Source organism: cyanobacterium endosymbiont of Epithemia turgida isolate EtSB Lake Yunoko (genome assembly GCF_000829235.1).
Lineage (GTDB): Bacteria > Cyanobacteriota > Cyanobacteriia > Cyanobacteriales > Microcystaceae > Rippkaea.
In genome coordinates, this window is record NZ_AP012549.1 from 813,613 (window position 1) to 837,927 (window position 24,315).

Genomic DNA, 24,315 nt, shown 5'->3' on the forward strand with positions numbered 1-24,315 from the left:
CTTCTCTTTAAGAAAACTTAACTTTTCTGTAAATTTATCTCCACGTTGAACTTTTTTCTAGAAAACACTCTTACAAAGGTAAAAAAGGGGTATATTATTTGATTTAAGCGACTTCCGAGAATCAAATTTACAGTTAAACTTCTCTTGATTTTTATAATGTGAGCACTTGATGTAGTTTTTTCAAAACTTATTTATAATTTTATTGAAAAAATAAATAAACCGGAAGAGATTTGCTGGCATAGCTAAAATTTTTACTAAGTGAGATCTTACTAATTTTTAGTTATTTGGCTATTTTTATAAGATCTTAGCAAGAACAAGTTGAACTTTTCCTGATTTTTTAAAAACAATCGCTGAGATGTTCAAATTGTTTAGACAAAGGGAATAATTGCTTAGAATAAGAAATAAAATTGATCATAAATATGGTAAAGATGAGAACTCTATTATACTTGTTATTTTTAGTGTCGATTGCTTTGTGCGCTGTACAAGATACCTAGCAAAGTTGAGATAGTTACCAATATCAGCGCTATCCCTCCTGGAAAAAAGCTCAAAACCTTTAGTCCTCTCAATATATAGAATGTAAGTGTTATTAGTAACGACATTATGAAAAGATAAGGTATGGAGGAAGTCTTGGAACGAGTTAATTTACTCATAAACTATATAATATAGCAACACAAGGAACAATCATGACATTAATGTCAAGTCAGCAGTATATCAGCTTACAGTATTTTATATATAATTTTATCAATGTTATAGCTATAGTGTTTAGTACTTTTTCCTATAAACATCAGTGAAAGTAAACCTCTAATTTATTAAAAATGTAAAGATTATTTATCTCTTTAAAAAGCTTTCTAAAACTCTAAATTCTCTAGAACTGATATTTTATTTTTCGTTCAAATAGACCGTAATTTCTAGTAATGAGATTAACCAAAGAAGGCTGCTGTTGATCCCCAGTTGAGGTAGCTATAAGCAAACAACCATTAAGAGAGATCTTTAAGAAGAAAACGAACTTTAACTTTGAGACTTGCAGTTGACGGTAAAGGCGGCATTAACAAATCTGCTATGAGCTGTAATATTTCTACAGCATTGGACAAACGAAGTAAGAAAGTTTTACAAATTGATTATGATCCTAAGCACGACAGCACCTTTACTCTAACCTGGTTCCTTAATCACTATCATTATACCTTGTAAGAAAAAGACTTTCACTACGAAAATGTCCTAAAGATGTCACCGGCAAAAGCTATGTGGTAGTCAACTGCGTGGAAGCTGGTGGAAAATTAGGTTGTGGAGGTTACGTAGTTGGAGAAACTGTTTAATTACTCAAAGAATTGAATGCATTTGATGAGCATGACGTCATCATATTTGATGTGTTGGGCGACGTAGTTTCTGGCGGAGTTGCTGCAGAGTTGAATTATACGGATTATTGTTTAATTATGACCGATAATAGTTTTGATGCCTTATTTGCTGCTAACCGTATTGGTGCTTCGGTTCGGGAAAAAGTAAAAACTTATCCCTTACGTTTGACAAGATTAATTGGAAACCGTACTTTTAAGCGTAATTTTATTGATAAATATATTGAAGTGTTTCCTATGCCTGTGTTAAAAGTTATACCCTTAATTGAAGATATTCGGTTTTTCCGTGTTCAGCTCAAGCTCAAAACCTTGTTTGAAATGTCAGACAAAAATACCTCTCTTGAGTACATTTGTAGTTACTATCTCAATATTGCTGACCAATTGTTAGCAATGCCAAAAGGAGTGGTTCCATATAGTGCTCAGGATTAGGAATTGTTTACCCTAAGCCTCTCTTAAGAATAACAAATAAAAGTTAGATTAAATGATAGTTATAGTTTAGGCTTAAAGTATCGTTTTTAAAACAATTTAAAATAAGGTTTGACAACTTTACTACACTACGAACTAATGTTTATGAAAATCTTTATAACGTAATCAATATAAGTTTTGAAGTGAGATTTTAATCCTAACCCCAAAAAAGCAAAGTAGAAAATAAAACTATCTCCATAATTATCATCAGTAACTGAAGAACTGGAAGAAATTAAACAACAACTTCCTTTAACTAAGAAAATTATCAATTATGACTACGACACACAAACCTACTGTATTACAATTTTACTTTAAAACTGGAAACTATAATGCTTTTTGTTCCATTAATTACATAGTTTGGTTATCCTCAATGAGGATAGTTTCTTTTTAGTTATTGGAACTAAAATCTGTGGTTACTTTCTACAAAATACCATAGTAGTAATGATTTTTGCAGAACCTCGTTAGGCAATGGCAGAGTTAGAATAGGAATATATTTCCGCTCAATTAAAAGATTGTGTTTATAAATTAAACGTGATTGCAACTTTAATGTTACCGTTTGGATTGGCAGTTGTACAACTTAAATGATCAAAATAGACTTGAAAGAGTTAGCCCCCAAATTTTTTAAAAAAATCAATATTACGATTGTAACTACGTGCGCAAATGGCTAAGATTGTATTTTCCCCTCACGGGGAAGATACAATCTTAGCAGCAATGGTACATAAGTGTCCCAAAAAGAAATAAAAAGAATGTAACGCAAGATAATTTAAAATATATAGACCATCTTCCTTTAGTTTTATTTGGTTCTCTTCCTGATCCATTTGTTACTAATTTAACCCTAGAGTTGAAGAAACAAGAGGTCATAATTGCGGGTTGGTTATCCCCTAAACATTGCACATAGTTGTCGCTGATTAATGAGGTATATTATGTTAGTGGGGTTAGTGGGGTTAGTGGGGTTAGTGGGGTTAGTCCATCTCTATCACGGACTGCAACAACTTTGATGTGCCGCCGTAAGTATAAATTAATTGGTGCGTCCTTCCCTATTAGTGTTATTTATAAAACATCTATAAAATAACCTTTAGCTATTTCTATAAAATACTTGTAGTCAGTTTATAGAAAAAATAATACACAAGTTTAATTGTCATAGCAGAATTCTATAACAATGCGTTTAGTTTAACCGAATATCAAAGTCTTTTTAAGAAAATTTAAATTGTAATAATTGCATAAGTTATAGTTTTATTTTTTGATGTATCAACTACTAAAAATTAAGGTGTATTTAAAACTAAATTATAAAAAAAAATAAATATTATATAATATAAATTAATAAAATTATTGATTTTAATTTTTATTATTAAAATTTATAGACTCGGATTTTAAACATTACTTTAATTCATTAAAACAAAGATAAATTTTATATTAAAAATATCTTTGAGTAAATAAAACAAAACTTAATTTTAGTAACACTTATTTACGAGAGAAATAAACTCCAAGTTAGAAGTATTTCAAAAATAAAAAACGAGCAATAAACAATATAAAATTAAAATATTTATTTAAAATAATTTAATTTTAATTGTATATATACAAATAATTTTTTTATACCCAGGGTATTACAATCCTTGATGCATAAAATTAAAGAATATTTAAAGGTTAATTACTGCTAGAAAATAGTGCTATCTTTCTTTCTGAATAATAGTTTTCAACAAAAAGAGACAATTATCTATCTCAACAAGAGTAACAACTTCTAAAAATCAAGGTTAATCCTAAAACATTAATTAAAATTATTAACCTAAAAATAGGTTAACCTTGAGACACTACAATAGTTTTTGTAAAACAATCAATTAATATTATTAGGACTACGCAAAGTTAAACACAGAAGAGTTAATAAACAAAAAAAAGTAATTTTGTCATCATCAAACTAACCTTAATAAGGAGATTTTCTTGGATGATAATCTAAATGGTATTATGAGTTATCTCTTGAATAGTAGTGGCAGTAAAAGATAAAAATTATTTATTTTATTGGATAGTTAACCACAATAAAATTAAAGCAACCAGATAAATTAAGGCCTCTTTATTAATTATCCGCATCTCAGCAATAATGACCGATAAAATAAAGTTAAGTATAGTTTTACTAGTATCAGCAGAGGCAGAGAGAAAACAATTTTTTTGATAATTGTTATAGTTTAAGTTAAAATCGATATAAGATAGCTTTTAAATCAGCTAACGCTATCTGCCAAACTTCATCTACTGACTTACTAATTAATAGTTATGTTTCAACTATTTCGGGATAAGAAGAAATAACTAAGTTACCGACCATGATTTTATAAGAAAGAATTTGGACATTGTCAAAGAAAATAGTGGCAATAACACTGAATCTAGTCCAGCACAGTCCAGCACTAACCCTGATGTCTAGTAATGTGATAGTTCTCCCTGTTAGGTTTTTTCGTTCTCCAATACACTTTCTAAATCATGAAAATATGGAAAGTAGGGTAATCACTAAAATATTGCCTTAAAGAATAATTTCCACAAAAGGAAACAACAGAACAAAACACCAAATAGATAAAAATTATACCCAAAAGAATCTTATAATTATATCGACAATATTAGAATAAATTTCTAGAAAAAAAGATGGAAAAACAGTTTATTATCAAATAGTTTTACCATCAAGTGAGCAAAGTTGATTAATTGTTTAATTTTATAGAGATTAGACCTGTGCTCACTTGATGAATGTCACCACATTAACCAAACTTTAGTTTAAGGTCGTTAACTGAGCATTTTGATAGTAATGGCTGACAATTTGGGCATAGGAGATACCTTGTTCTGCTAGGTAATGACTGCCCCATTGACTCAGACCAATACCGTGTCCGTAACCTCTACCATCAATTTGGAATGTTTCATCATTGGCAGAAACAGTAAATAAGGTACTTTTCAGATCGAGAGCTTTTCGTAAATTATCATCAGTAATATTTTTAGAACCGTGAGTTCCTACTACTTTCAGGGTAATAATTCGTCCGTGAGGGGTTGTTCGTTGGGGAATCAGTGATTTTACTGCTCCTACACCGCCGATGAGTTGTCCCATTTGACGAGCACTAAAAGACTTACGCCATTGGAAAACGGGGGCGAGTTGATCGTAGTCCAGCACGCCACGCAGATAAGGTAGAGGGGAACTCCAAACATCTTCAACATTTTCGGTATGACCTCCAGACGAAGAATGAAAGGCTGCCAAGATGACCTTACCATTGTGGGTTAATACCTGACCGGCTGTCTCATTAACCGCTTCATGAGTCGTGACAAATTCAGTTTCTAATCCCTTATACACCTGGGTTTTAGTGGTTGTATCAAGATCGTAGTAACGATTCTCTCCCTTAGAACTTTTGTAGAGAGCGTAGGTGCGTGCAACCACAGCTTGGGATTTAAGAGCTTCCATGGGCCAAGTTGGATAAGCTTCTGACCCCACCACACTGTAAAGATATTCCTCTAAATTGACCAAATTAACTGCTGTTATGCCATGTCCCTGACGAATTAGTCTTACCTTGCCCCGATACCAACGATCACTGATCCAAATAGAGCCGTTTTTAGTAGGTTCAATGACAATTTGATTGGAATTCCATTGATCGAGATTTACTCCACTACGAAGAGGCTTCACGGCAAAAGCCTCTAACTGAGTTAATTCTCCCAATTTACGTCCTGCCCCATCTCGGATTATAGCAAGGGTAGAACTTCCTACTTTGAGACTACCAACACCCTTTTCAATGGCAACTCGTAATTCAGTAGCCCCTTGAACTGGAAAACTCAAAATCATCCAAATTATTCCTATTAACCAGCAATAGCGTCCCAACAAAATCTGTGAGAGTTTGAACGTCCAGACTCTAGAATCTAAGTTATGGTTTTGTGACATTTACTTATTCTCCTCACACACATCCACAAATATGAAAATTTTATCGCAAAATTAAAAGGACTTGAGAGGTGATTACAGATACTGAGAAAACTTCGGATGAATAGCTCAGATAAGTTGAACTCTGTCAAGATATTCAAGCTCGACAAAATTAACCATCTTCACGCCATTTCTCTGGACTAATTGGTTGTACTTTACCTCAATACCAGCGATCACTGATCCAGAATAAAGCCGTTTTTGGCGGGTTCAATGACAATTTAACTGAAATTCTATTGATTGGGATTTACTTTACCACGCACGACAAGGTTTCAAAGCAAAAATCTCTAAAACTAAGGTCGATTTTTCTAATTGACGGACTGCCCCACCGCGGACTATAGCAAGGATAGAACTCCCCAGCTTGAGGATACCAACGCCTTTTTAAATAGCAACCTTTATGTATTGTCTTTTCTTGTATAAGCTTTTTTCTCAGAAAAACAGACAACTTTCCAGTGAAAGACTTATCTTTAAGATGCTGAATAATTGCAACTCTATTCCATCGACCGCTTGTTCTTGATAGAACAAGCGGTCGATGGGATAGAGAGATAAACATTATGTAGGATAGGGAGATATCCATTGAAATCATATCAACTTCTTTATCTTTGGGTATTCTTAATTATTTCCTCTATATTCTCTATTCTTTTGACATCCAAATCACCACATTTAGTGAAAATTTTTGAAGCCACGCGAAAGTTAATGAGATCGTCTTCTACGATCAAAATGCTTTTCATAGATACCAAGGGCATTATATTTGGATAACAAAAAGATAGATTACTGATTTTTAGTGATTTGGGTAAGATTAAAGAAACTATCGAACTACTCTAAAAAACAGGAATGACTTTAGCAACTTAATATCTGATTAGACATCAACTCCCACAAACTACCTCAAATAAGCTCTGCCGGACTAACCCTCTAGCTCTAAATCAGGAAGAGATTCAACTAAGTTTTTGGGTAATATCTTAACAGTCAACGTGAATTGCTAATGCTTGGCTTACATCCGATGCAATTTATCCACAAGTTGCTTAGTGATCAGATTAAGTCAAATTTAAGGACTCTTACTGTAAACCGACAGAATATTCTTATCAAGAAACTTCAATGACAAGACAGCTAAACATATTAGGAACGGGTAAAATTATCCCAACCGCATTGCATATAGAAATGCAGCGCTCTTATCTTGAATATGCCATGAGCGTTATTGTCGGGCGGGCTTTACCTGATGTTCGTGATGGACTTAAGCCTGTTCACCGACGCATTCTTTATGCCATGTATGAATTGGGATTAACCCCTGATCGCCCTTTTCGTAAATGTGCTAGGGTAGTTGGAGATGTGTTAGGAAAATATCATCCCCATGGTGATCAGGCGGTGTATGATGCCCTGGTGCGGATGGTACAAAATTTTTCGAGTCGTTATCCTCTCCTATCAGGTCACGGAAACTTCGGGTCGGTGGATAATGATCCTCCCGCGGCAATGCGCTACACGGAAACACGACTGGCCGCTATTGCTGATCGCGGTCTTTTAAAGGATATTAGCGATTCAACTGTCGATTTTAGTAAAAATTTCGATAATTCTCAACAAGAACCCGTTGTTTTACCCGCTCAACTTCCCATTTTACTCCTCAATGGGTGTACCGGAATTGCTGTAGGGATGGCGACAAGTATCCCCCCCCACAATTTAGGGGAATTAGTTGATGGATTAATTGCTCTAATCGATAACCCTGATGTTTCTGATGAAAAGTTATGGAAAATTATTCCTGGACCTGATTTTCCTACTGGAGGGCAAATTATCAACACAAACGGCGTTAAGGAAGCTTACGCGACTGGACGTGGCATAATTCCTATTCGGGGAGTAACTCGGATTGAAACCTTGAATGTGGGACGACGACGACGCAAAGAACGCACCGCTATTATCGTCACAGAATTGCCTTATCAAGTCAATAAGTCCAGTTGGATTGAGAAAATGGCTTCTTTGGTTAACCAAGGAAATCTAGAGGACATTGCCGATATTCGGGATGAGAGTGATCGCACTGGAATGCGCGTTGTTATTGAATTAAAACGGGATGCTAACTCCAATACTGTCTTGAAAAGACTTTATAGAAAGACTGCTCTACAAAGTAATTTTGGGATGATTTCATTAGCTTTAGTGGATAATAAACCCTGTCAACTTTCCTTGCGTCAGTTATTAGAAGAATTCTTAAAATTTCGAGAACAAACCCTAAAACGGAAATATAGCTATGAGTTGAAAGAAGCACAAAACCGTGTCGATTTATCGAAGGGTTTATTAATAGCCCTCGATAATCTTGATCAGGTTATTGATATTTTGCGAAATGCTGCCGATGGAACTACTGCTAAATTCAAGTTTAAAAAGGAATTAGAAATCAGTGATGCTCAAGCTAACGCTATTTTAGCAATGCCAATGCGTCGTCTAACAGGGTTAGAAAAGCAAAAGTTACAGGCCGAATATCATAAATTACAAACTCGTATAAATGAATTACAAACTCTATTAAATGACCGTAATGAACTATTAAAAACGCTTAAGAAAGATCTGCGATCACTAAAACGTAATTTTGGTGATCCTCGTCGTACTAAAATAGTTACTCTCCCCAGAGACACGAAAGCTCAATCAACGAAAAGTGAGCTTAAAACCAAATCATCTTTCTCTAAACAAGAGAATAATTTAGAAAAAAAATCACAATCTTCGGAGTTGCCCCAAACATTAGGCTTCTTTTCTTGTCAAAAACCCCCTGAAGATGCAATTTTAGAGATTACCCATAATAGTGAAGTAGCTTGGCGATCGCCTGGAAATAAAGGACTCGAGCACCTTGTTTATTCTGCAACCATTGGACGACAAACCAAGTTAATAGTGATTACCGATGCCAGCAAAGCTTATCCTCTCACCGTATCGGAAATTCCTCCTGTTACAATTCAATCAGTTTCTCTGTTGAGTCTTTTGGTGAAAGTGAAGCAAAAAGATGTAAATCGGGTTATTTATTCAGGTTTTCTACCTCAAAATTTAGAAAATCAAGATTTATTATTATTAACTAAACTCGGACGCATTAAACGCATTGCCATGTCCCAATTGACCCGTTTAACTAATCGAGGATTAATGTTAGTAAAGCTTAAGGATGGTGATTATCTTGACTATGCTTGTCCTACTCAAGAAGGACAAGCAGTAGTGATTGCTACGTCAGGAGGGCGTGTATTACGACTGTCAGTTACTAATGGGATGATTGGCGTAATGGGACGAAATACTCAAGGAAATCAGGCTTTAACATTACGCTATGGAGAAACTTTAGTCGGTTGTGTCACTCTGAATATGGAGGAAGATATTCTCTTAATTTCAAGTCTTGGTTATGGTAAACGCTTATCTTCAAAAGACATCAGAGTAGGAAAGTTGGGGGATATCGGTCATCAATGTCTACAATTTAAAAGTAAAACAGATGGTTTAAGGGGAATGATATTGACTAAAGACAAAGAAGAAATTACCTTACTTACCGATTACAACCGTTCTTTAGTTGTTCCGATTAGTTCAATTCCATTTTTGGGCAAAGATGGCACAGGGGATAGGTTAGTCAAACTCCAATCAGAGGAAACAATTATTACTGTATTAAACTGACTTAATTCCTTGTCGCGCTACTGTACTCAATGTTACAATAGAAAAATTTTATGTTTTGTAGGATAAATTAAGCAAAGCCTTTATTATGAAAAGAGGATTTTCTCTACGATATAACCCGCTCTAATGGTTGACTATGTAGTTTGTACCGGGCTGTCAGGAGAGTCAACTTTACTAACGTGAGTTCGATTGAAGTTTGGGGAAAGCAGTTACTAATTTTGTAAAAATTATGTTCTGAGCAATGATGTTACTATGTTATTTTTTGCCAACTTGCAAAAAAAAATATCAACAAGTATTTTAAGTAACTATACTAAATTTTATTTTTTTTTATTTGAATGAGGATATCACAACAATCCAGTAAGACTTCTTCCATTTAATTAAATATCTTTCGATAGTAATGAATTCAAGTATCATATGTCAAAGTCCAGAATTTTTCTCTTTGTTCAAATTTTAGAGAGTAAGCTAACAAATATTATTTAGTAATTACTTCAGAAATTTTTTACTTTTTAATATGATGCTATCTGGCATTATCTTTTATTGATAAGACTTATTTAAAGAATTAATTTTTTCTAAGTTGGTAGATAATCTTACTCATTTCCCCCATTTCTAGTAAGGTTATTCCTAATAAGAGCACTCTTAACAAATCTAATATAGCTAACATTGATATTTTTTATCTTAAATTAGGTTATTTATCTTTAAAATACCTAAATTTAATCGTATATCCTTTTAATCAGAGATCCTTTTTCAAAGTCTTCTGAGATTCGACGATATACTAAAGAACTGCTGGAGTCACTTCTCGCTTATCTGGTGGATTATTGATAGACTTTGATTAAATGTTGGGATAAAGGCACTTTTGTATGGTGAATAGTTTCCATTGTACCAAAAATTCTGAACAAATCTCGTAAACAGTTGTTTTATATCTTTTTTTCTTCGATCTTCTATCCCATTATTCTTTTAGATTTCTTTTATATTCCCAGACCTAAATTTTGGTTTTTTAAATTTTTTAACCTATTTGTTAGAGTACATCTTTGATGTTTTTTAACAAATTATCCTCTTAATTATAAAAAAATTTAAATACTTATTATTTCGTTTTAGTGAACTAATATACGGAATATTTTTCTAGAAATATTTTTTATCTAAATTATATTTTTTTCCTATTAAGTAGTTTTTAATGGCTGGATTTAATCTTGCTAGTTATTAATAAAATATGAAGTAAAAATTTAGAAAACTAATTTATAAAATTTTACTGTATAAAAATTATTTGATTGAATGGGTTAACGATAAATCTAAACAGTATGTTTAGATTTATCGTTTGAAAAATTAAAGTATTTAAAATTATTTAATTATTTTTTTTACTCGACTGATTGCTTATCCTTATTTATCTAAAAAATTTCTCTTACCTAATTAAAAATATAAAGGCTATTTGGACCGAACTTTTGCTGTTTCATGAAAACTGCTTTAGTCTTAATGACTGGCAGTCACTATTTCATATAATTGTTAACTTCGTTACATTTTAACTTACATATTGAGAATAAAAACTATGTCTTCAAATATTATCAAACTAACACAGGAATAAATTTTAAGTCATACAATGATTGTTTCTAGCAGCAAACTAACAATCACAACAAACATTAGGATATTGACTTTCTCTAGAAAACCTCCTCAAGACAGAATGGGGAAAGTAGACCAGGATATTGTCGATGTCCCCATATGATGTATTACCATCAATGTTATTCTATTTATGAAGCTGGTCCAATCATGTGGCATTTGTGTCAGTCACAATTGTATAAATCGGCTAGTGAAAGCTGCTCAAGAACTATTAAAGTGGACATCAGTTATAACTCTAGTTGTTATTCACAAGTAGTAACCTTCAAAGAAAATCCACTTTTTTTAAAGCATAGGTTTAGCCATCAAAACTACAGAGGATTGCCCTCGAACATGATAGCTGTTAGTTTTAACAGCATTACCTTCATCCAATTTGCAGAAGCTCTCGGATGAAGGTAATGCTGTGTCAATGATACGATGCCAATAGTCTCCGTGATCTAAAACGGGCAATTCGAATTTCAGGGATTTCCAATAAGCATTTAGCATTACGTGCAAATGTTCATCCGCATCAGGATGGCGCATACTAAAAGCCAAACAACGCGAATGGTAAGACCAGTCAGGGTGTCTTAGTTTGGTTCCATGCCAACTAATTTGAGGATGATAAAAATTTGTATAGGTGACTTCTAACCGTTGTTCTTGACGGAATAATTCTAACCCTTGGGTAAAGTGAATTAATTTTGTAACAAAACACCATAAATCAAATTGTCGATCCACATCATCCCAATCAAACCAGCTTAATTCGTTATCCTGGCAATAAATGTTATTATTTCCTTTGCTGGTTCGACTCACCTCATCTCCCATCAAAATCATTGGGGTTCCCTGGGAAATAAACAGAATAGTCAGAAAATTTTTAATCTGTTGCAATCGTAAGACATTAATTTGAGAATTATCGGTTTCCCCTTCTACTCCACAATTCCAGCTTAAGTTATCATTGCATCCATCACAGTTATTTTCCCCATTGGCTTCATTATGCTTTTCATTATAAGAAACCAAGTCATTAAGACTAAAGCCATCATGACAGGTAACAAAGTTAATGCTAAGATTAGTGTCCATATCTATGCGGGGGTAAATATCAGGACTACCTATGATTCTTGCTGCTAAACAGGGAACAATTCCTAAATCTCCTTTTACAAAGCGACGAATATCATCTCGAAATGGTCCATTCCACTCAGCAAACCGGTCTGTTAATTCTACAAATCGACCTACATCATAGAGTCCAGCAGCATCCCAGGCTTCAGCAATAAGTTTAGTTCCCGCCAAGATAGGATCAGATTCGATTATCCATAATAAATCTAATGCCTGACGATCTTTAATGGGAGTCCCACTAGCATCCCTAGTCAAAATTGAAGCCAAGTCAAAGCGAAATCCATCAACATGCATTTCTGATACCCAGTAGCGTAGAGAGTCTACAATTAAACGGGCAACAATGGGATGATTACCTCTAAAAGTATTGCCACAACCGCTATAGTTTTTATAATGGGCTAAATTATCAGCGTCTAGGATGTAATAAGTTGCATTATCTATGCCACGAAAACAAAGGGTCGGTCCTCCTTCGTCTCCCTCTGCAGTATGGTTAAAAACTACATCCAAAATTACTTCAATTCCTGCTTTATGTAATGCTTTGACCATATCTCGAAATTCGTTAAGAGGTCCCAGAGAACTTTTGTCAGAACTATAGATGCGATGAGGAGTAAAAAAATTAATGGTACTATAACCCCAATAATTTGTTAGTCCAGATCTAGCATCTTCGCAGTCAAAATAGTGAACCGGTAATAATTCAACCGCCGTAATGCCTAAGCTTTTAAGATAGGGAATTTTTTCTATTAATCCGGCATAGGTTCCCTTTTTGTCAGGTTTGACGTCAGAATTGGGATGACGGGTAAATCCTCTCACGTGCATTTCATAAATAATACTTTGAGAATAAGGAATGCGTAATGGGTGATCGTCTTCCCATTCATAATTGCTGTTGTCAATAACAACATTCCGTAAAGCTTGAGCACAATTATCTCCGGATTGGAAAGCAGCATTACGACTGTAGATGGAAGATCCGACAATAGCTTTACCATAGGGATCTAAAAGAACTTTATTCGAATCAAACCGATGACCATTTTCCGGTTCAAATGGACCATGAACCCGATAAGCGTAAACTTGTCCAGCTGTTAAACCAGGTACGAAAATATGCCAATAATAGTGGGTGCGGTTTGTTTCTCGTTCCAAAACCAGGATATATGAGGGCTGAGGGGCGTTAGATTCCTTGAAAAGGAGCAATTCAACAATTCTGGCATGTTTGGAAAAAAGACAGAAATTAACGCCTGTTGGATAAACGGTAGCACCAAGAGGGTGACTTTCGCCAGGTAGGGTATTGAGGTCCATGGTACAATTTGTATTCCAGACGTTGTAGGAGTTACTCACATTTGGAAGTTTATCTTAAGTTTACAGATGATTACTGTTTTGTTTAGTATCTTTTTAGATCAAAAATAAATCAAAATAGTCTAGATATTGTTAGTAATAATTACTAAATGATAATGAATGTCAGTTTTTGTACACCTAGTTTTTACCGAAAAGTACAAGTATAAAGACACAAACTAAACTGAGATAAATGATAATTGTGTAATATACTTGAATCTAAAGTAAATCGCAATGTCTATTTTTCTTCAATTGCTGGGAAATACAATATTTTAACTGATTTTCCCCTAGAAATAACTAGGGGAATAGCTCTATGCTGATGTCTCTGCTTGCAATTCTAGAGCTTTCTTTTTCATTAATTGGAAAATATTATAAAATCCATTAGCACGGGAAGGAGTAAGGCTGACTTTTAACCCTGTATCTTCCATAAAATCAGGGGTAACTTGCAAAATTTCAGCTGGTGGTAAACCATTTAATCCCTCAATCAGAAAAGCAACTAACCCTTTGACCAATTGAGCATCAGAATCTCCCTGGTACCAAACCTTACCATCTTTCAGGTTAGCAGTAATGTAAACCTGAGAGACACAGCCTTGAACTTTATTTTCGGCTATTTTACTTTCTTCTGGCATTGATTCTAGCTTTTTGGCATACCAGAGCAATTGTTCATAGCGCTTTTTGGGATCAGAACGCTGTTTAAATTTCTGGACAATCGCATCAAGGTTCGGGGGTAACGAGATTGGAAATGATGACATAATTCTAGTTTTTCAGTAGTAAACGTTATTTACATTAAATCTCACTATAACTATGCTACCTACTTCTGAGAACCTATTATTATAGATTAATAACAGCAAACAGTTTCTAAATCTCTTTGAATAGATAAATTATTAGGATGTTTATCAAGAAGAACTTTACAAGAATTTAACTTAAAATATAGAGATTTAAATCTTTACCAAAGAGGATTTTGTGAATTATAGATGGTGAAGTTCTCTCAGTATCTTTATAATTTTTTGTACTGGAAATAATAAGATATTTTATGCTGAACACATATAGAACTGTAGGTTACAGAAATGCCTCAATATTTTCTTAAGAGAAGATGTTGAGAAGTTAGGGGTCGTCGAGATGATCTATTTTAACAAAATAGGCTGTAAGTATTTTATTGATAAATAATTATTATGTCGAAAAGAAAAAAGCTCTTTCCGTGTGGTCATAGAGGATACGGTCAACGGTATCACCGATGTGATCAAGCTAAAGTTGCCTAGAAACGAAAAAATAAGATAAAAATGTATGGGAAGACAGGTTCGATCAAGATCCCATTGATTTGAAAACCCTACCTATAAATGTTGTTATTAAAGCCCGCAAAATTCTTAAATAATTAGCCAATCAAAGAAAATTATCGGGAATTTCATGGGAAGCGACTTAGGTATAATCGTTTTGTCATTAGTATACCTGTAACACGACAGTATCGTTTAATTTGTCATGTTACAGGGAAATTTACTAGTCCCAGAAACAGTCATTTCCCATGAAGAGTATAATGTTTATAAATCTGGCCATTGATACATAATAAATATCTAAGTTTTTTAAAATCGCTCTGATTGTTTAATCTTCAAGTCAGTTTTTTATCTTGCTTTCGACTATTCACTCTGGTGAAATGATGCAAATTTATCTTGACTACAGTGCAACCACGCCCCCTCGCCTAGAGGTGATAACTAAAGTTCAGGAAATCCTAAGACATCAGTGGGGGAATCCTTCAAGTTTGCATACTTGGGGACAGCGGACGGCTACCATCGTCGAAACTGCTCGATGTCAGGTAGCAAGTTTAATCAATGCTCCTAATGTTGACTCCATTATTTTTACATCAGGGGGGACAGAAGCCGATAACTTAGCTTTGTGGGGAATAGCCAAACAATACTCTACTCCCGAACACTTAATTATTTCATCAGTTGAACATTCTGCTATCTCAGAAACTGCTAGACTTTTAAATCAAAGAGGATGGCAAGTGACAACATTATCTGTTAACCATCAAGGACGAGTTAATCCGTTAGAGCTTAAAGAGGCCATTCGACCAAATACAGTACTTGTTTCTACTATCTACGGACAAAGTGAGGTGGGAACAATACAACCGATTAAAGAATTGGCACAAATTGCTCGTTCGTCTGGGACACTTTTTCATACCGATGCCGTACAAGTAGCCGGTAGATTAGCCTTAGATGTGCAGAGTTTAGGAGTAGATTTATTATCTCTCTCAGGTCACAAAATTTATGGAATTCAAGGAGCAGGAGCCTTATATGTGCGTCCAGGAGTGGAAATTTCTTCCTTATTGGGAGGTGGAGGACAAGAAAGAGGTTTACGCTCAGGAACCCAATCTGTTCCGGCTATTGCCGGGTTGGGAGTTGCCGCTGAATTAGCTGCCTCAGAAATGCAAGAGGAAACACCCCGGCTAACGAGACTACGCGACCACCTTTTTGATCTGATGGCTGACTGTCCTTACCTGATTCCTACAGGTGACAGATTACATCGTCTACCTCACCATGTAAGTTTCATTGTAACCGATCCATCAAGCAATGATAACCGAGAGCAAATAACTGGGCAAACTATTGTTCGCCAGCTGAATTTAGCTGGAATTGGTATTAGTGCGGGTTCGGCCTGTAACAGTGGAAAATTAAGTCCTAGTCCAATTTTATTAGCGATGGGTTATTCTAGGAAAGAAGGATTAGGGGGAATTAGACTCACTTTAGGACGGGGAATTACCTTGGAAGATACTGAATGGACTGCTATAGTCCTAAAACAGATTCTTGATCGGTTAATGCAACCATTGGTTTTGGTGATACGTTAATTCGATAAAACTAACGTCTGAGAGTGTTAGGCTTTTTTGACTATAAATGAGGAGACTCGTAATGCATCCATAAAAGGATAGTTGTTATCTTGTTATCAATTTACTGGTTAACAGTCAATATCTTATGTCCAAAACCGCTAAATTTCATTCCTTCAACGAAACTCCGGACCGTTTGGCAGAGCAAAATGGCAAAAAAAACACCTCGCCTACTACAATAGGGACAACTGTTTTCTCCAACTCGTCAACTGTATCTTCTATCTCACAACCTCAACCTTTATATCTGTACGAAGTGAAATCCTCTAATCCTTGGTTACTTTTGACCGCGGCAGCAATTATGGGACTAGGATTGGGATTTAATATTTCTTGGTTAGGATTTTCGGCGGGAGTTCTTGCTTTATTGCTATCTTTACAAATTATTTTGCCGTCGATCCGAGATTGGGTGATTCAATATTTAACTCGCCAAGAACGTGACACTTTGCTCGGATTTTTGGTGTTTATCCTGGCGATCACTGGACTTGCAAAATATGTTGGCTTTTATCAAAAAATTGGAGATTGGCTTAATCAGTTTAAATATGATGAATTTGGCTCTTGGGCTGAATGGGTAGGGGCATTGGGTCAAATTATGATCGCCTTACTTGCGGTTTATGTCGCCTGGGCTCAGTATGTCATTTCCAAAGATTTAACCATCCAACAAAACCGTATTACTCAACAACAAACTATTGATACCTACTTTCAAGGAATCTCCGATCTAGTTCTTAATGAAGAAGGAATGCTTGAAGATTGGCCGCAAGAACGTTCTATTGCTGAAGGGAGAACGGCAGCTATTCTCAGTAGTGTTGATGAAGTAGGAAAAGCAAAAATTCTGCGTTTTCTGTCCCAATCAAAATTATTAACCCCCTTGATGCGGGATGGTCGTTTGGGCCGACCTATACTTGATGGTTTTGGAGGATACGCTGAAGATAAAGTTTATGGGGTACGAGTAATTAATTTAGGGGTGATGTTAGCAGGGACAAATTTATCGGGTCAAGATCTACGCTGGACAGATTTAAGTGAAGCTAATATGGTACGTGCCGATTTAAGTTGGTGCGATCTTGTCAAAGCCAATTTATCCCGAACTGTTCTTTATGATGCCAACTTAAAGGGGTCAAATCTTAAAGATACTCGTTTGTTTTATGGCTCTGTCGAAACTGCTAGTCCCCGTTCGCGTAGCTTTCCCCCTAATTACGAAACGGGGGCTTATACAGGGGTTGTCTTGGAGAATTGCAATCTGATGGCAATTCAAAATCTCACTGAAGAACAGCGTTATTATTGCTGTGCTTGGGGAGGAGAGAAAACCCGTGCAACTATATCAGGGGGATGTTACGAAATTCCTAACAAATTAGCTCGATAAACTACCCCACTTTCTATGGTTTAATTTGGGGCTTCCAATCGAACTGAGGATTAGGTTTAAGAGATAAGGAATCTTACTCTCTAGTACTCTCACATCTCCTCCGTTAGACGTAGGAGTAGTTCCTAATTACAATTTTGTAAACATGCCTTTATTTATAATGTTTATCGACGTATTTATGTCTCGGTTATGATTAATCTAGTAATATTCATCAGTCCAGTTTCTCAAGTAAAGAAGTAAGTTATCAGCATAATTTAGACATATATGACAAGTTTCAGGGTTAGATTACTACACTCTCTTTAAAAAATACAGAAAATTTAACTTATTATTATTGATTAAATTTTTAATTAATTTTTTAATTTGACTGACAATTTTACAAATATGCTGCAAAAACTCTTACATTTCAATAAGTATTCTCAAGTATTTATTGAATTAATGCTCATATGCTAATGTCCATAATCTTTCTGATTACTCTAACTCTGGAGAATAAACTAATAAATATTCTCTATTAATTTATAAAAGACTTTTTTCTATTTGCTATTAAACTATCTACTATATTCTTTTGTTAATGTTGTTAGCAAATACTTTGTAGATAGCTCTATGCTTATACTTTTAACCAAATATTTGTAAACTGAATTTAGTTGTTTTATATTCACCCTGAAACTTTAATATTTAAAAAAATTTCTAGCTAGTTATTTTACAAATACTATTTATATATATGTATCAAAATAGTACTTTAGGTTTTGATTTTTATTAGCTTAAACTTCAATTTATACTCATTAAAATACATGCATGTATTCAATTTATGTGTGTATGCTTTAAGTCTCTTAATTTTTTTTTAAAAATATTAAAATTTTAAAATACAAAAATCTTTCTTATCTTATGTTTTATTGTTAGACTATGAACAAGAATATTTAAGTTTTTAAAGTAATTAAATTTTCTGTATTTTTACTATTTTTACACATATTTTTGCCTATTTAAAGAGTTATCCTGGAATTCATTTATACCTATTAACCTATTAATTTAGTAATTGTTTGATCAATCAAGAAAGTTATTTTATTTATTCATTTTTCTTCAAAATTTTAACTATTTATTTTTCTAATTTATTAAATTTATTGAGATTGTTGACCTATATTGATTGTAAAAAGAGATTTTGTTAACAAAATCTCTAAAGTTAAACATGTTTCTTTAGTGGTTAACGATTGATTGTTTATAATCCTGATAAGATATCTCAAATATTTCTAGTGAATAGGTTTTGATACTGCGACTGTTTAATAAAGCTTCTGGGATTCTTCTGAAGAATATCTCCAACCGGTTAAGTAAGTGCATCTGAATGAACAATAGAAGAATATTTAGTTATACAAAGGTTTTTATAAAAAAATAACATTGTTTTCTAATCTTTTATTAGAGGTTTTTTCATCGATAAATAAGCATATATGCTCTAGTATTTTAGATGATTAAGTTATTAGACTCTCATCCTAGTTTAATATTAGCTAATTTTACTCTAGATACTAATTTTGCTTAAATAGAAAAACATTATCTTGTTCATAAATAGAAATAAAATTAGAATTTTCTTTTGATTTTTTTACTAAATCAATAACAGTTTTTTTAGATTTTGGCCAACTCGGATGACGAATATTTAGCAGAATATAGTCAAAATTATTAATATCAATAGATTCCGCCTCTTTAATCCCTAACTTCACTATAGGACGATGGGTTAGATGAGGAGCAATTTGAGGAGATGTTAAAACTTTCACCTGAGGAGGGACTAACTTTACTCCTTGTTTCATCGCCAGTAATGTGTCTAATTGTTCTAAGTATTTTGAGCCAAAATAACTATATTTAGCTAATACCAAAAAAGTAATTAAGGACCAAATTATAATTTTTGTGCGATATTTTATTGTTTTTTTTCTGGCTGCTAATGTATAAATATTTGATAACAATAAAAAAGGTAAAATTGGCAGAGAATATTGATGAACTAAATCTTTTTGTGGTTGATAATCAGTTAATAAATTTAATCCTAGCTGAGGAATAGCTGCAACCATTGGAGTTAAATGAATGAAAGATAATCCCCAAATCACCGGCAAAACTAATAGAATTAAATATTCAAGATTAGCTAAAGTAAAGATTTTACTAAAAATAATTCCAGGATTTAAGAAAAGATTTTTTATGATTTCTCCGACAGAATCTCCTAAAAATGAATAACGTCCCAATGCAGCAACTTTATCTCCACTAAACTGAGGAATAATTACTTGAGTTGTAATCAAAAGCCAAAAAATCCCTAATCCTAACGCCACACTACCACAAAGACGTTTTTTTTCAAATAAAAATAACCAAAGTCCCATAGCTGCAACGGTTAAAGACAGCACAGCTTTACAACTCAAAATAATAATAATTGCTAAAAAAAATCGCCAAAAATTATTACTTTTGGCTTCTAAAATTGCCCAAAATAAAATAGGTAAAGCTATGACTTCTGAATGAAAATCAAATATGTTGAGATTAAACACTAAAGGATAAAGTAAATAAACCTCTGATATAGTTAAAGCCCAATTTTTTTGTAGTCCTGATTTTTGTGCTAATCTGTAAAGGGGGACTGTACCAAAGCCAAAAGCGATTGCTTGGATAGCAAATAACCAATGTATATTGGGATAAATTACATAAAGTAATGCTAAGGGGTAAAGAATAAAAGCAGCATGATCTCCCAGAATGTGATTATCTACAAAGGAAACTATCGGCGGGTTTCCCCGACTAATTAAAAAAATTGCTTGATCAAACCAACCTAGATCTAAAGCATTCGATTGAAATAAAAAATGACGTAAACTTGCGCATGCAAAGAGTATTATTGTACTCGTACCAGTAATAATCCAAAGCAAAAAAAAATTACTATCCTTCCCTTTCATTAAGTTAAGCATAACCAGAATAAGAATGCTATGTTAGCTTAACTATTTTAGTAAAAAAATACGAAAAAGTTAAATAAAATTAAGTGATAGGGTGGATATAGACTTTGAGTTATAGTTTCCGACGAAAACGTCGAAAGAGTACTCTGTAGATAGAATATAATCTTACAGTTACTTTTGGTCAGCATTGTTTATGTTTAACCACTTTTTTGTTCCGCTTGACTACTAAATACATTCCGAACTGCTTTTAAATTAGTGAGAATGGAGAACTCATATGACAGATATTTTAGAGACAACAACTGAGGCTAACTGAGACTTGACTGAATAAGATGATAACTCGGTTAGCATAAAATAACGCTTGAGAAAGAGTAGTAAGTAGATAAGATTAAATAAGTGTAAAATAAAAAAGTAGTTAAAAAAGGATAATCATTAAATACTAGCCTCCCTAAAAATTCAATTAGCAGAATTATCAAGAGCAATAGTTCAAGCAAAATAGTTACAAGGAAAAAAAATTATAATAACATATTGGTTTGATTTAAACATTTATTAATAATACTAAAACTTATAGTAAATCTTAAGTATCTTTAGTCGCTTTACTAAGAGCATTACGTCATTTCCACTTAGAGGTTGTGATTACTTACGCTATAATCAAGCTATAAAAAAATACAATTAATCTCTTAAAAAATTATCTAATTTTATGGGGGTAAAAATCTAAACTTTTAAATCAAAATTTTTCTTTTAAACTAAAGAAAGCTAAATTTACAAAAATGTAATATTGTTGACAATCATCAATTATTTATGCGACCCAAAGATGTTGTGCGAAACGAATTGAAAAACTGACTAACAAAACAGTACAGAAGCCAAGCATAGCATATCCCCAACGGGGATAATTTGAGAGTAATACTCCTAAACCTAGTCCTAGAGAAATAATCCCATAAGCCAAACGACTCAAAGAGATAGTACCACCAGATACTAATAACAATCCAAAAGCCGAAAAACCATAAGTAACTACAATAAAACTGAGCTGATTTCGTAAGTGCCATAGTAAATAAATCCCACCTAAAACAGATATTGTATTTAGCAAAGGATCACCAATTAATAACCATAATAAAAATAGTAATCCACAACAACTATAATCAAAAAAAGTTGATCCTAGACAATCGCGATAATGCCATAAGCCATAAGCAATGACACTCATTAGGAATAATAAAAAAGGATGCAATAGATCCCATAAATTCTCATAATGCCACTGATTTCTTCCTGTGGCAATTTCAACCAACATAGTTCCCCATCCTTGCCAATCAATACCACGACTACGGTTCCATTCGGTGTGCTGAACGGTAATAAATGCCAAAGGATCATTAAACTGCACCCAGCAATAGCCACTATACAGTAAAACTCCTAACGCACTACCAAAACTTGTTACATAAGCAGTAACGGGGACGCGCTTATACCATGCTGTGAGAAAAAAGGCGGGAATTAAAGCTAATCCTGTAATGCGGGTTGCGGTTGCCAACATTCCCCATACTGCAGCTTGTAGGTAAGACTGGCGATCAAAAGCCCACAAAGAAGCGGTGCTTAAAAATAGAAATAGTCCTTCAGTATAGACAACTGCAGTAAATAATGAGAGTGGACACCAAGCTAAAATAGTCGTTGTCCACTGTGCCGTCTTAATTCCATTTGTCCTTTTCACCCAATAAAAAACAATAAATAAAGTTCCTAAAAAGGCTAAATTATTGATCAATGTTCCCGCCACTTCTGCTGATAATCCTAACCTCATTACAATCCTGATGGTTAAGGGAAAAAAAGGAAAAAAAGCTACGTTAGCTCCCGGTGTAGTGCCGATGCCATCATAATTGGCTGTAGCAATTTCTTGATAGAAATTGCTATCCCAAGCCGAAAAAACCCCCCAACCCCATTCCGTCTTAATTCCACCAGTAGGAGCTTCAAGTAACGGGGCAATCCCTAACATCCCTACAAGAATTAATCCTCGACTTAATAACCAAATACCGACAATAAACCATAAGGGTTGCCAGAAAAATTTTCCTAACTTCTGAATACTGACTCTTAGCTTCATCTTTATCTTAATTGGAGACTCCTAGGAGAGTTGCTAAATCAATGTGGATCTTAAACTCTGCAATCTTTCTTTGATAAATGGTAAAAACGTGGACGTATTTGTCTTAAAGGAATTTAGCCTTGAACTGTCGTTTCTCCTTACTTAATAAAGAACTTAGAAAGCTGCAATTTTTTTCTTCCGCGACTTTGCAGAGTTGTTTGACGATTACTAAGTTTTTTGATTTATTCATTATCTTGACTACTTCGCCGTCTTTCAATTTAGCCAACTTTAGACTGAAAAAATATCTTGGTTACTCATTTATTATCACAGATGTTGATAATAAACAAATTATTCAAATCAATCAACTTGGAAAAAAATAAACTGCTAATTTAGATTAATTTATAACTTCTGAAATACGATTAGTGATTTTATGTTAGTTTTAAAGAAATCTCAAATATATTTTTACAATAGGGTAACCCTTAAGAAAAATTATTTTGAGGAGAAAATAGACAATCTAAAGCTTACCAATATTTTTTTAAATTAGATAAATTTTGGGTTACAATCTCTTTGTGTAAATTACACTACAATCGTACTCTTGAAACATAATAACAGCCTATCGTTCTACCTATAAACAAGTAATTTTTAAATTCACAGCCTTATATTAAGGCGGTTTACTCAAACTAATTATTAGTTCAGATTAAGGAAGGCTAGAGACAGATATTAAGGTATTAATTCTCGGAATCAAGTTTTGAGGTTTTTTAGGACAGCACTATGTTCATAAGTTTTTTTAGCTTTATATAAAAATAGGGTACTGATCAACTAACTTTAGGTTATAACCATTAATTGGAATCACTTCTATCTTGTTACTAAATAAAAAAGATAATTGAAACAGTCATAATATAATTATACCTCATCGAGTCTTATTAAAATCTAGCTTATTTACGTAACAATTCGTTAATGATCATATCTGTTTGAGATTTTCTCTCAAAGACTGTCCCGACTTTAAATTTTTAAAATTGAACTTTTGCAAAATGATATCATTATTCTGATAAAAGAATATAATCTACTTAAATCGTCAATTTTGGGATTTGTTTGAGGTAAAATTCAACAAAATCTTTTAAAGTTGGATTCTCTTGTGTATTTGTAATATTAACATAAACAAATAAAGGTCGCGACAAGGGCTCAGGTTTGTTCTTCTCTATAGTTTCAGTTGAAATAAACACTCGCTTTTGCCATTGATAATGGCAAAAGCAAGTGTTTATTTTGGTTCTATTGCTTCACCCATGATCGTTTCTGTAAGATGATTATAGGTTCTCGAGCTTTTAGCTCTTATATTTGTCTTAACTGACTCACTTTCAGGAAATATATCCAAGTATTTTGGATATTTGCCACGACTGTGATCACATAAAAAGCAATAGGAAGCTCAATACAACAAACTGTGTTGTCATTACAAAAATTCATTTATACAGAAGAAATGGGACGAGAGGTTACATTGATGTCTATTTTCCCTCTACAAAATTTTCTAAATCCTCCTCTTGTTCCTGACAAATTGTTTTCTATGCTCAAATCTTTAACTCGTTTATGGACAAGTTATTTTTTATAAATTTATAACACTACTTAGGTCATCACAAATACCGCACTTAAACCATCTATTTTGATGGAATGAACATCATTAGAGATCACTTGACTACAAGCTAGTATAACTACTATGGCTGTGATGACAATGGTTGCCTTTTTAATATATAAAGGATCATTAAAATATATAAACTTTGTAGATCATCTT

At 33.6% G+C, this 24,315-nt stretch carries 8 protein-coding genes and 3 pseudogenes; 6 read left to right on the top strand and 5 right to left on the bottom strand.

The window, feature by feature from the left end; translation table 11 throughout:
- Nucleotides 1-1,014 precede the first annotated feature (1,014 nt).
- Both ETSB_RS02490 and ETSB_RS10225 read left to right on the top strand, forming a co-directional pair.
- Nucleotides 1,015-1,775: pseudogene (locus tag ETSB_RS02490) on the top strand (AAA family ATPase); the annotation flags it as partial.
- A gap of 310 nt (nt 1,776-2,085) precedes the next feature.
- Nucleotides 2,086-2,856: pseudogene (locus ETSB_RS10225) on the top strand (ferredoxin:protochlorophyllide reductase (ATP-dependent) subunit N); the annotation flags it as partial.
- Nucleotides 2,857-4,557: 1,701 nt separating this feature from the next.
- Here ETSB_RS10225 and ETSB_RS02495 read toward each other — a convergent pair.
- A complete protein-coding gene (locus ETSB_RS02495; protein ID WP_044106072.1) occupies nt 4,558-5,706 on the bottom strand; it encodes a SpoIID/LytB domain-containing protein in 1,149 nt (382 codons plus the stop codon).
- Nucleotides 5,707-6,834: 1,128 nt separating this feature from the next.
- Here ETSB_RS02495 and ETSB_RS02500 point away from each other — a divergent pair.
- A complete protein-coding gene (locus ETSB_RS02500; protein WP_044106073.1) occupies nt 6,835-9,351 on the top strand; it encodes a DNA gyrase/topoisomerase IV subunit A in 2,517 nt (838 codons plus the stop codon).
- 1,887 nt (nt 9,352-11,238) lie between these two features.
- On the opposite strand, the gene glgX is transcribed toward ETSB_RS02500, so the two are convergent.
- Together glgX and ETSB_RS02510 are read right to left on the bottom strand one after the other, a co-directional pair.
- Nucleotides 11,239-13,326, bottom strand: a complete 2,088-nt coding sequence (gene glgX / locus ETSB_RS02505) for a glycogen debranching protein GlgX (protein ID WP_044106075.1) — start codon at nt 13,324-13,326, stop codon at nt 11,239-11,241.
- 344 nt (nt 13,327-13,670) lie between these two features.
- Nucleotides 13,671-14,111, bottom strand: a complete 441-nt coding sequence (locus ETSB_RS02510) for a SufE family protein (RefSeq protein WP_044106076.1) — start codon at nt 14,109-14,111, stop codon at nt 13,671-13,673.
- A 420-nt stretch (nt 14,112-14,531) separates the two neighbouring features.
- Between ETSB_RS02510 and ETSB_RS10230 the strand changes: the two are divergent.
- The 3 genes and pseudogenes from ETSB_RS10230 (at nt 14,532) to ETSB_RS02520 (ending at nt 17,582) form a co-directional block, all read left to right on the top strand.
- A pseudogene (locus ETSB_RS10230) lies at nt 14,532-14,913 on the top strand (DUF7682 family zinc-binding protein).
- A 97-nt stretch (nt 14,914-15,010) separates the two neighbouring features.
- The gene (locus ETSB_RS02515) at nt 15,011-16,192 is read left to right on the top strand and encodes a cysteine desulfurase family protein (RefSeq protein WP_044106078.1); all 1,182 of its coding nucleotides are present in this window, start codon (nt 15,011-15,013) and stop codon (nt 16,190-16,192) included.
- 124 nt (nt 16,193-16,316) lie between these two features.
- A complete protein-coding gene (locus ETSB_RS02520) occupies nt 16,317-17,582 on the top strand; it encodes a pentapeptide repeat-containing protein (RefSeq protein WP_044106079.1) in 1,266 nt (421 codons plus the stop codon).
- Nucleotides 17,583-19,090: 1,508 nt separating this feature from the next.
- Here ETSB_RS02520 and ETSB_RS02525 read toward each other — a convergent pair.
- Both ETSB_RS02525 and ETSB_RS02530 read right to left on the bottom strand, forming a co-directional pair.
- The gene (locus ETSB_RS02525) at nt 19,091-20,479 is read right to left on the bottom strand and encodes a DUF2079 domain-containing protein (protein WP_044106080.1); all 1,389 of its coding nucleotides are present in this window, start codon (nt 20,477-20,479) and stop codon (nt 19,091-19,093) included.
- Nucleotides 20,480-21,272: 793 nt separating this feature from the next.
- Nucleotides 21,273-22,553 carry a mannosyltransferase family protein gene (locus ETSB_RS02530; protein WP_044106082.1) on the bottom strand — a complete coding sequence of 427 codons (1,281 nt, stop codon included), beginning with the start codon at nt 22,551-22,553 and terminating at the stop codon, nt 21,273-21,275.
- Nucleotides 22,554-24,315: the final 1,762 nt, after the last annotated feature.

What these genes read in the sequence shown, in the direction of transcription:
- ETSB_RS02495 (WP_044106072.1), bottom strand. Translation starts at nt 5,706, where the DNA reads ATGTCACAAAACCATAACTTAGATTCTAGAGTCTGGACGTTCAAACTC.
- ETSB_RS02500 (WP_044106073.1), top strand. Translation starts at nt 6,835, where the DNA reads ATGACAAGACAGCTAAACATATTAGGAACGGGTAAAATTATCCCAACC.
- glgX (WP_044106075.1), bottom strand. Translation starts at nt 13,326, where the DNA reads ATGGACCTCAATACCCTACCTGGCGAAAGTCACCCTCTTGGTGCTACC.
- ETSB_RS02510 (WP_044106076.1), bottom strand. Translation starts at nt 14,111, where the DNA reads ATGTCATCATTTCCAATCTCGTTACCCCCGAACCTTGATGCGATTGTC.
- ETSB_RS02515 (WP_044106078.1), top strand. Translation starts at nt 15,011, where the DNA reads ATGCAAATTTATCTTGACTACAGTGCAACCACGCCCCCTCGCCTAGAG.
- ETSB_RS02520 (WP_044106079.1), top strand. Translation starts at nt 16,317, where the DNA reads ATGTCCAAAACCGCTAAATTTCATTCCTTCAACGAAACTCCGGACCGT.
- ETSB_RS02525 (WP_044106080.1), bottom strand. Translation starts at nt 20,479, where the DNA reads ATGAAAGGGAAGGATAGTAATTTTTTTTTGCTTTGGATTATTACTGGT.
- ETSB_RS02530 (WP_044106082.1), bottom strand. Translation starts at nt 22,553, where the DNA reads ATGAAGCTAAGAGTCAGTATTCAGAAGTTAGGAAAATTTTTCTGGCAA.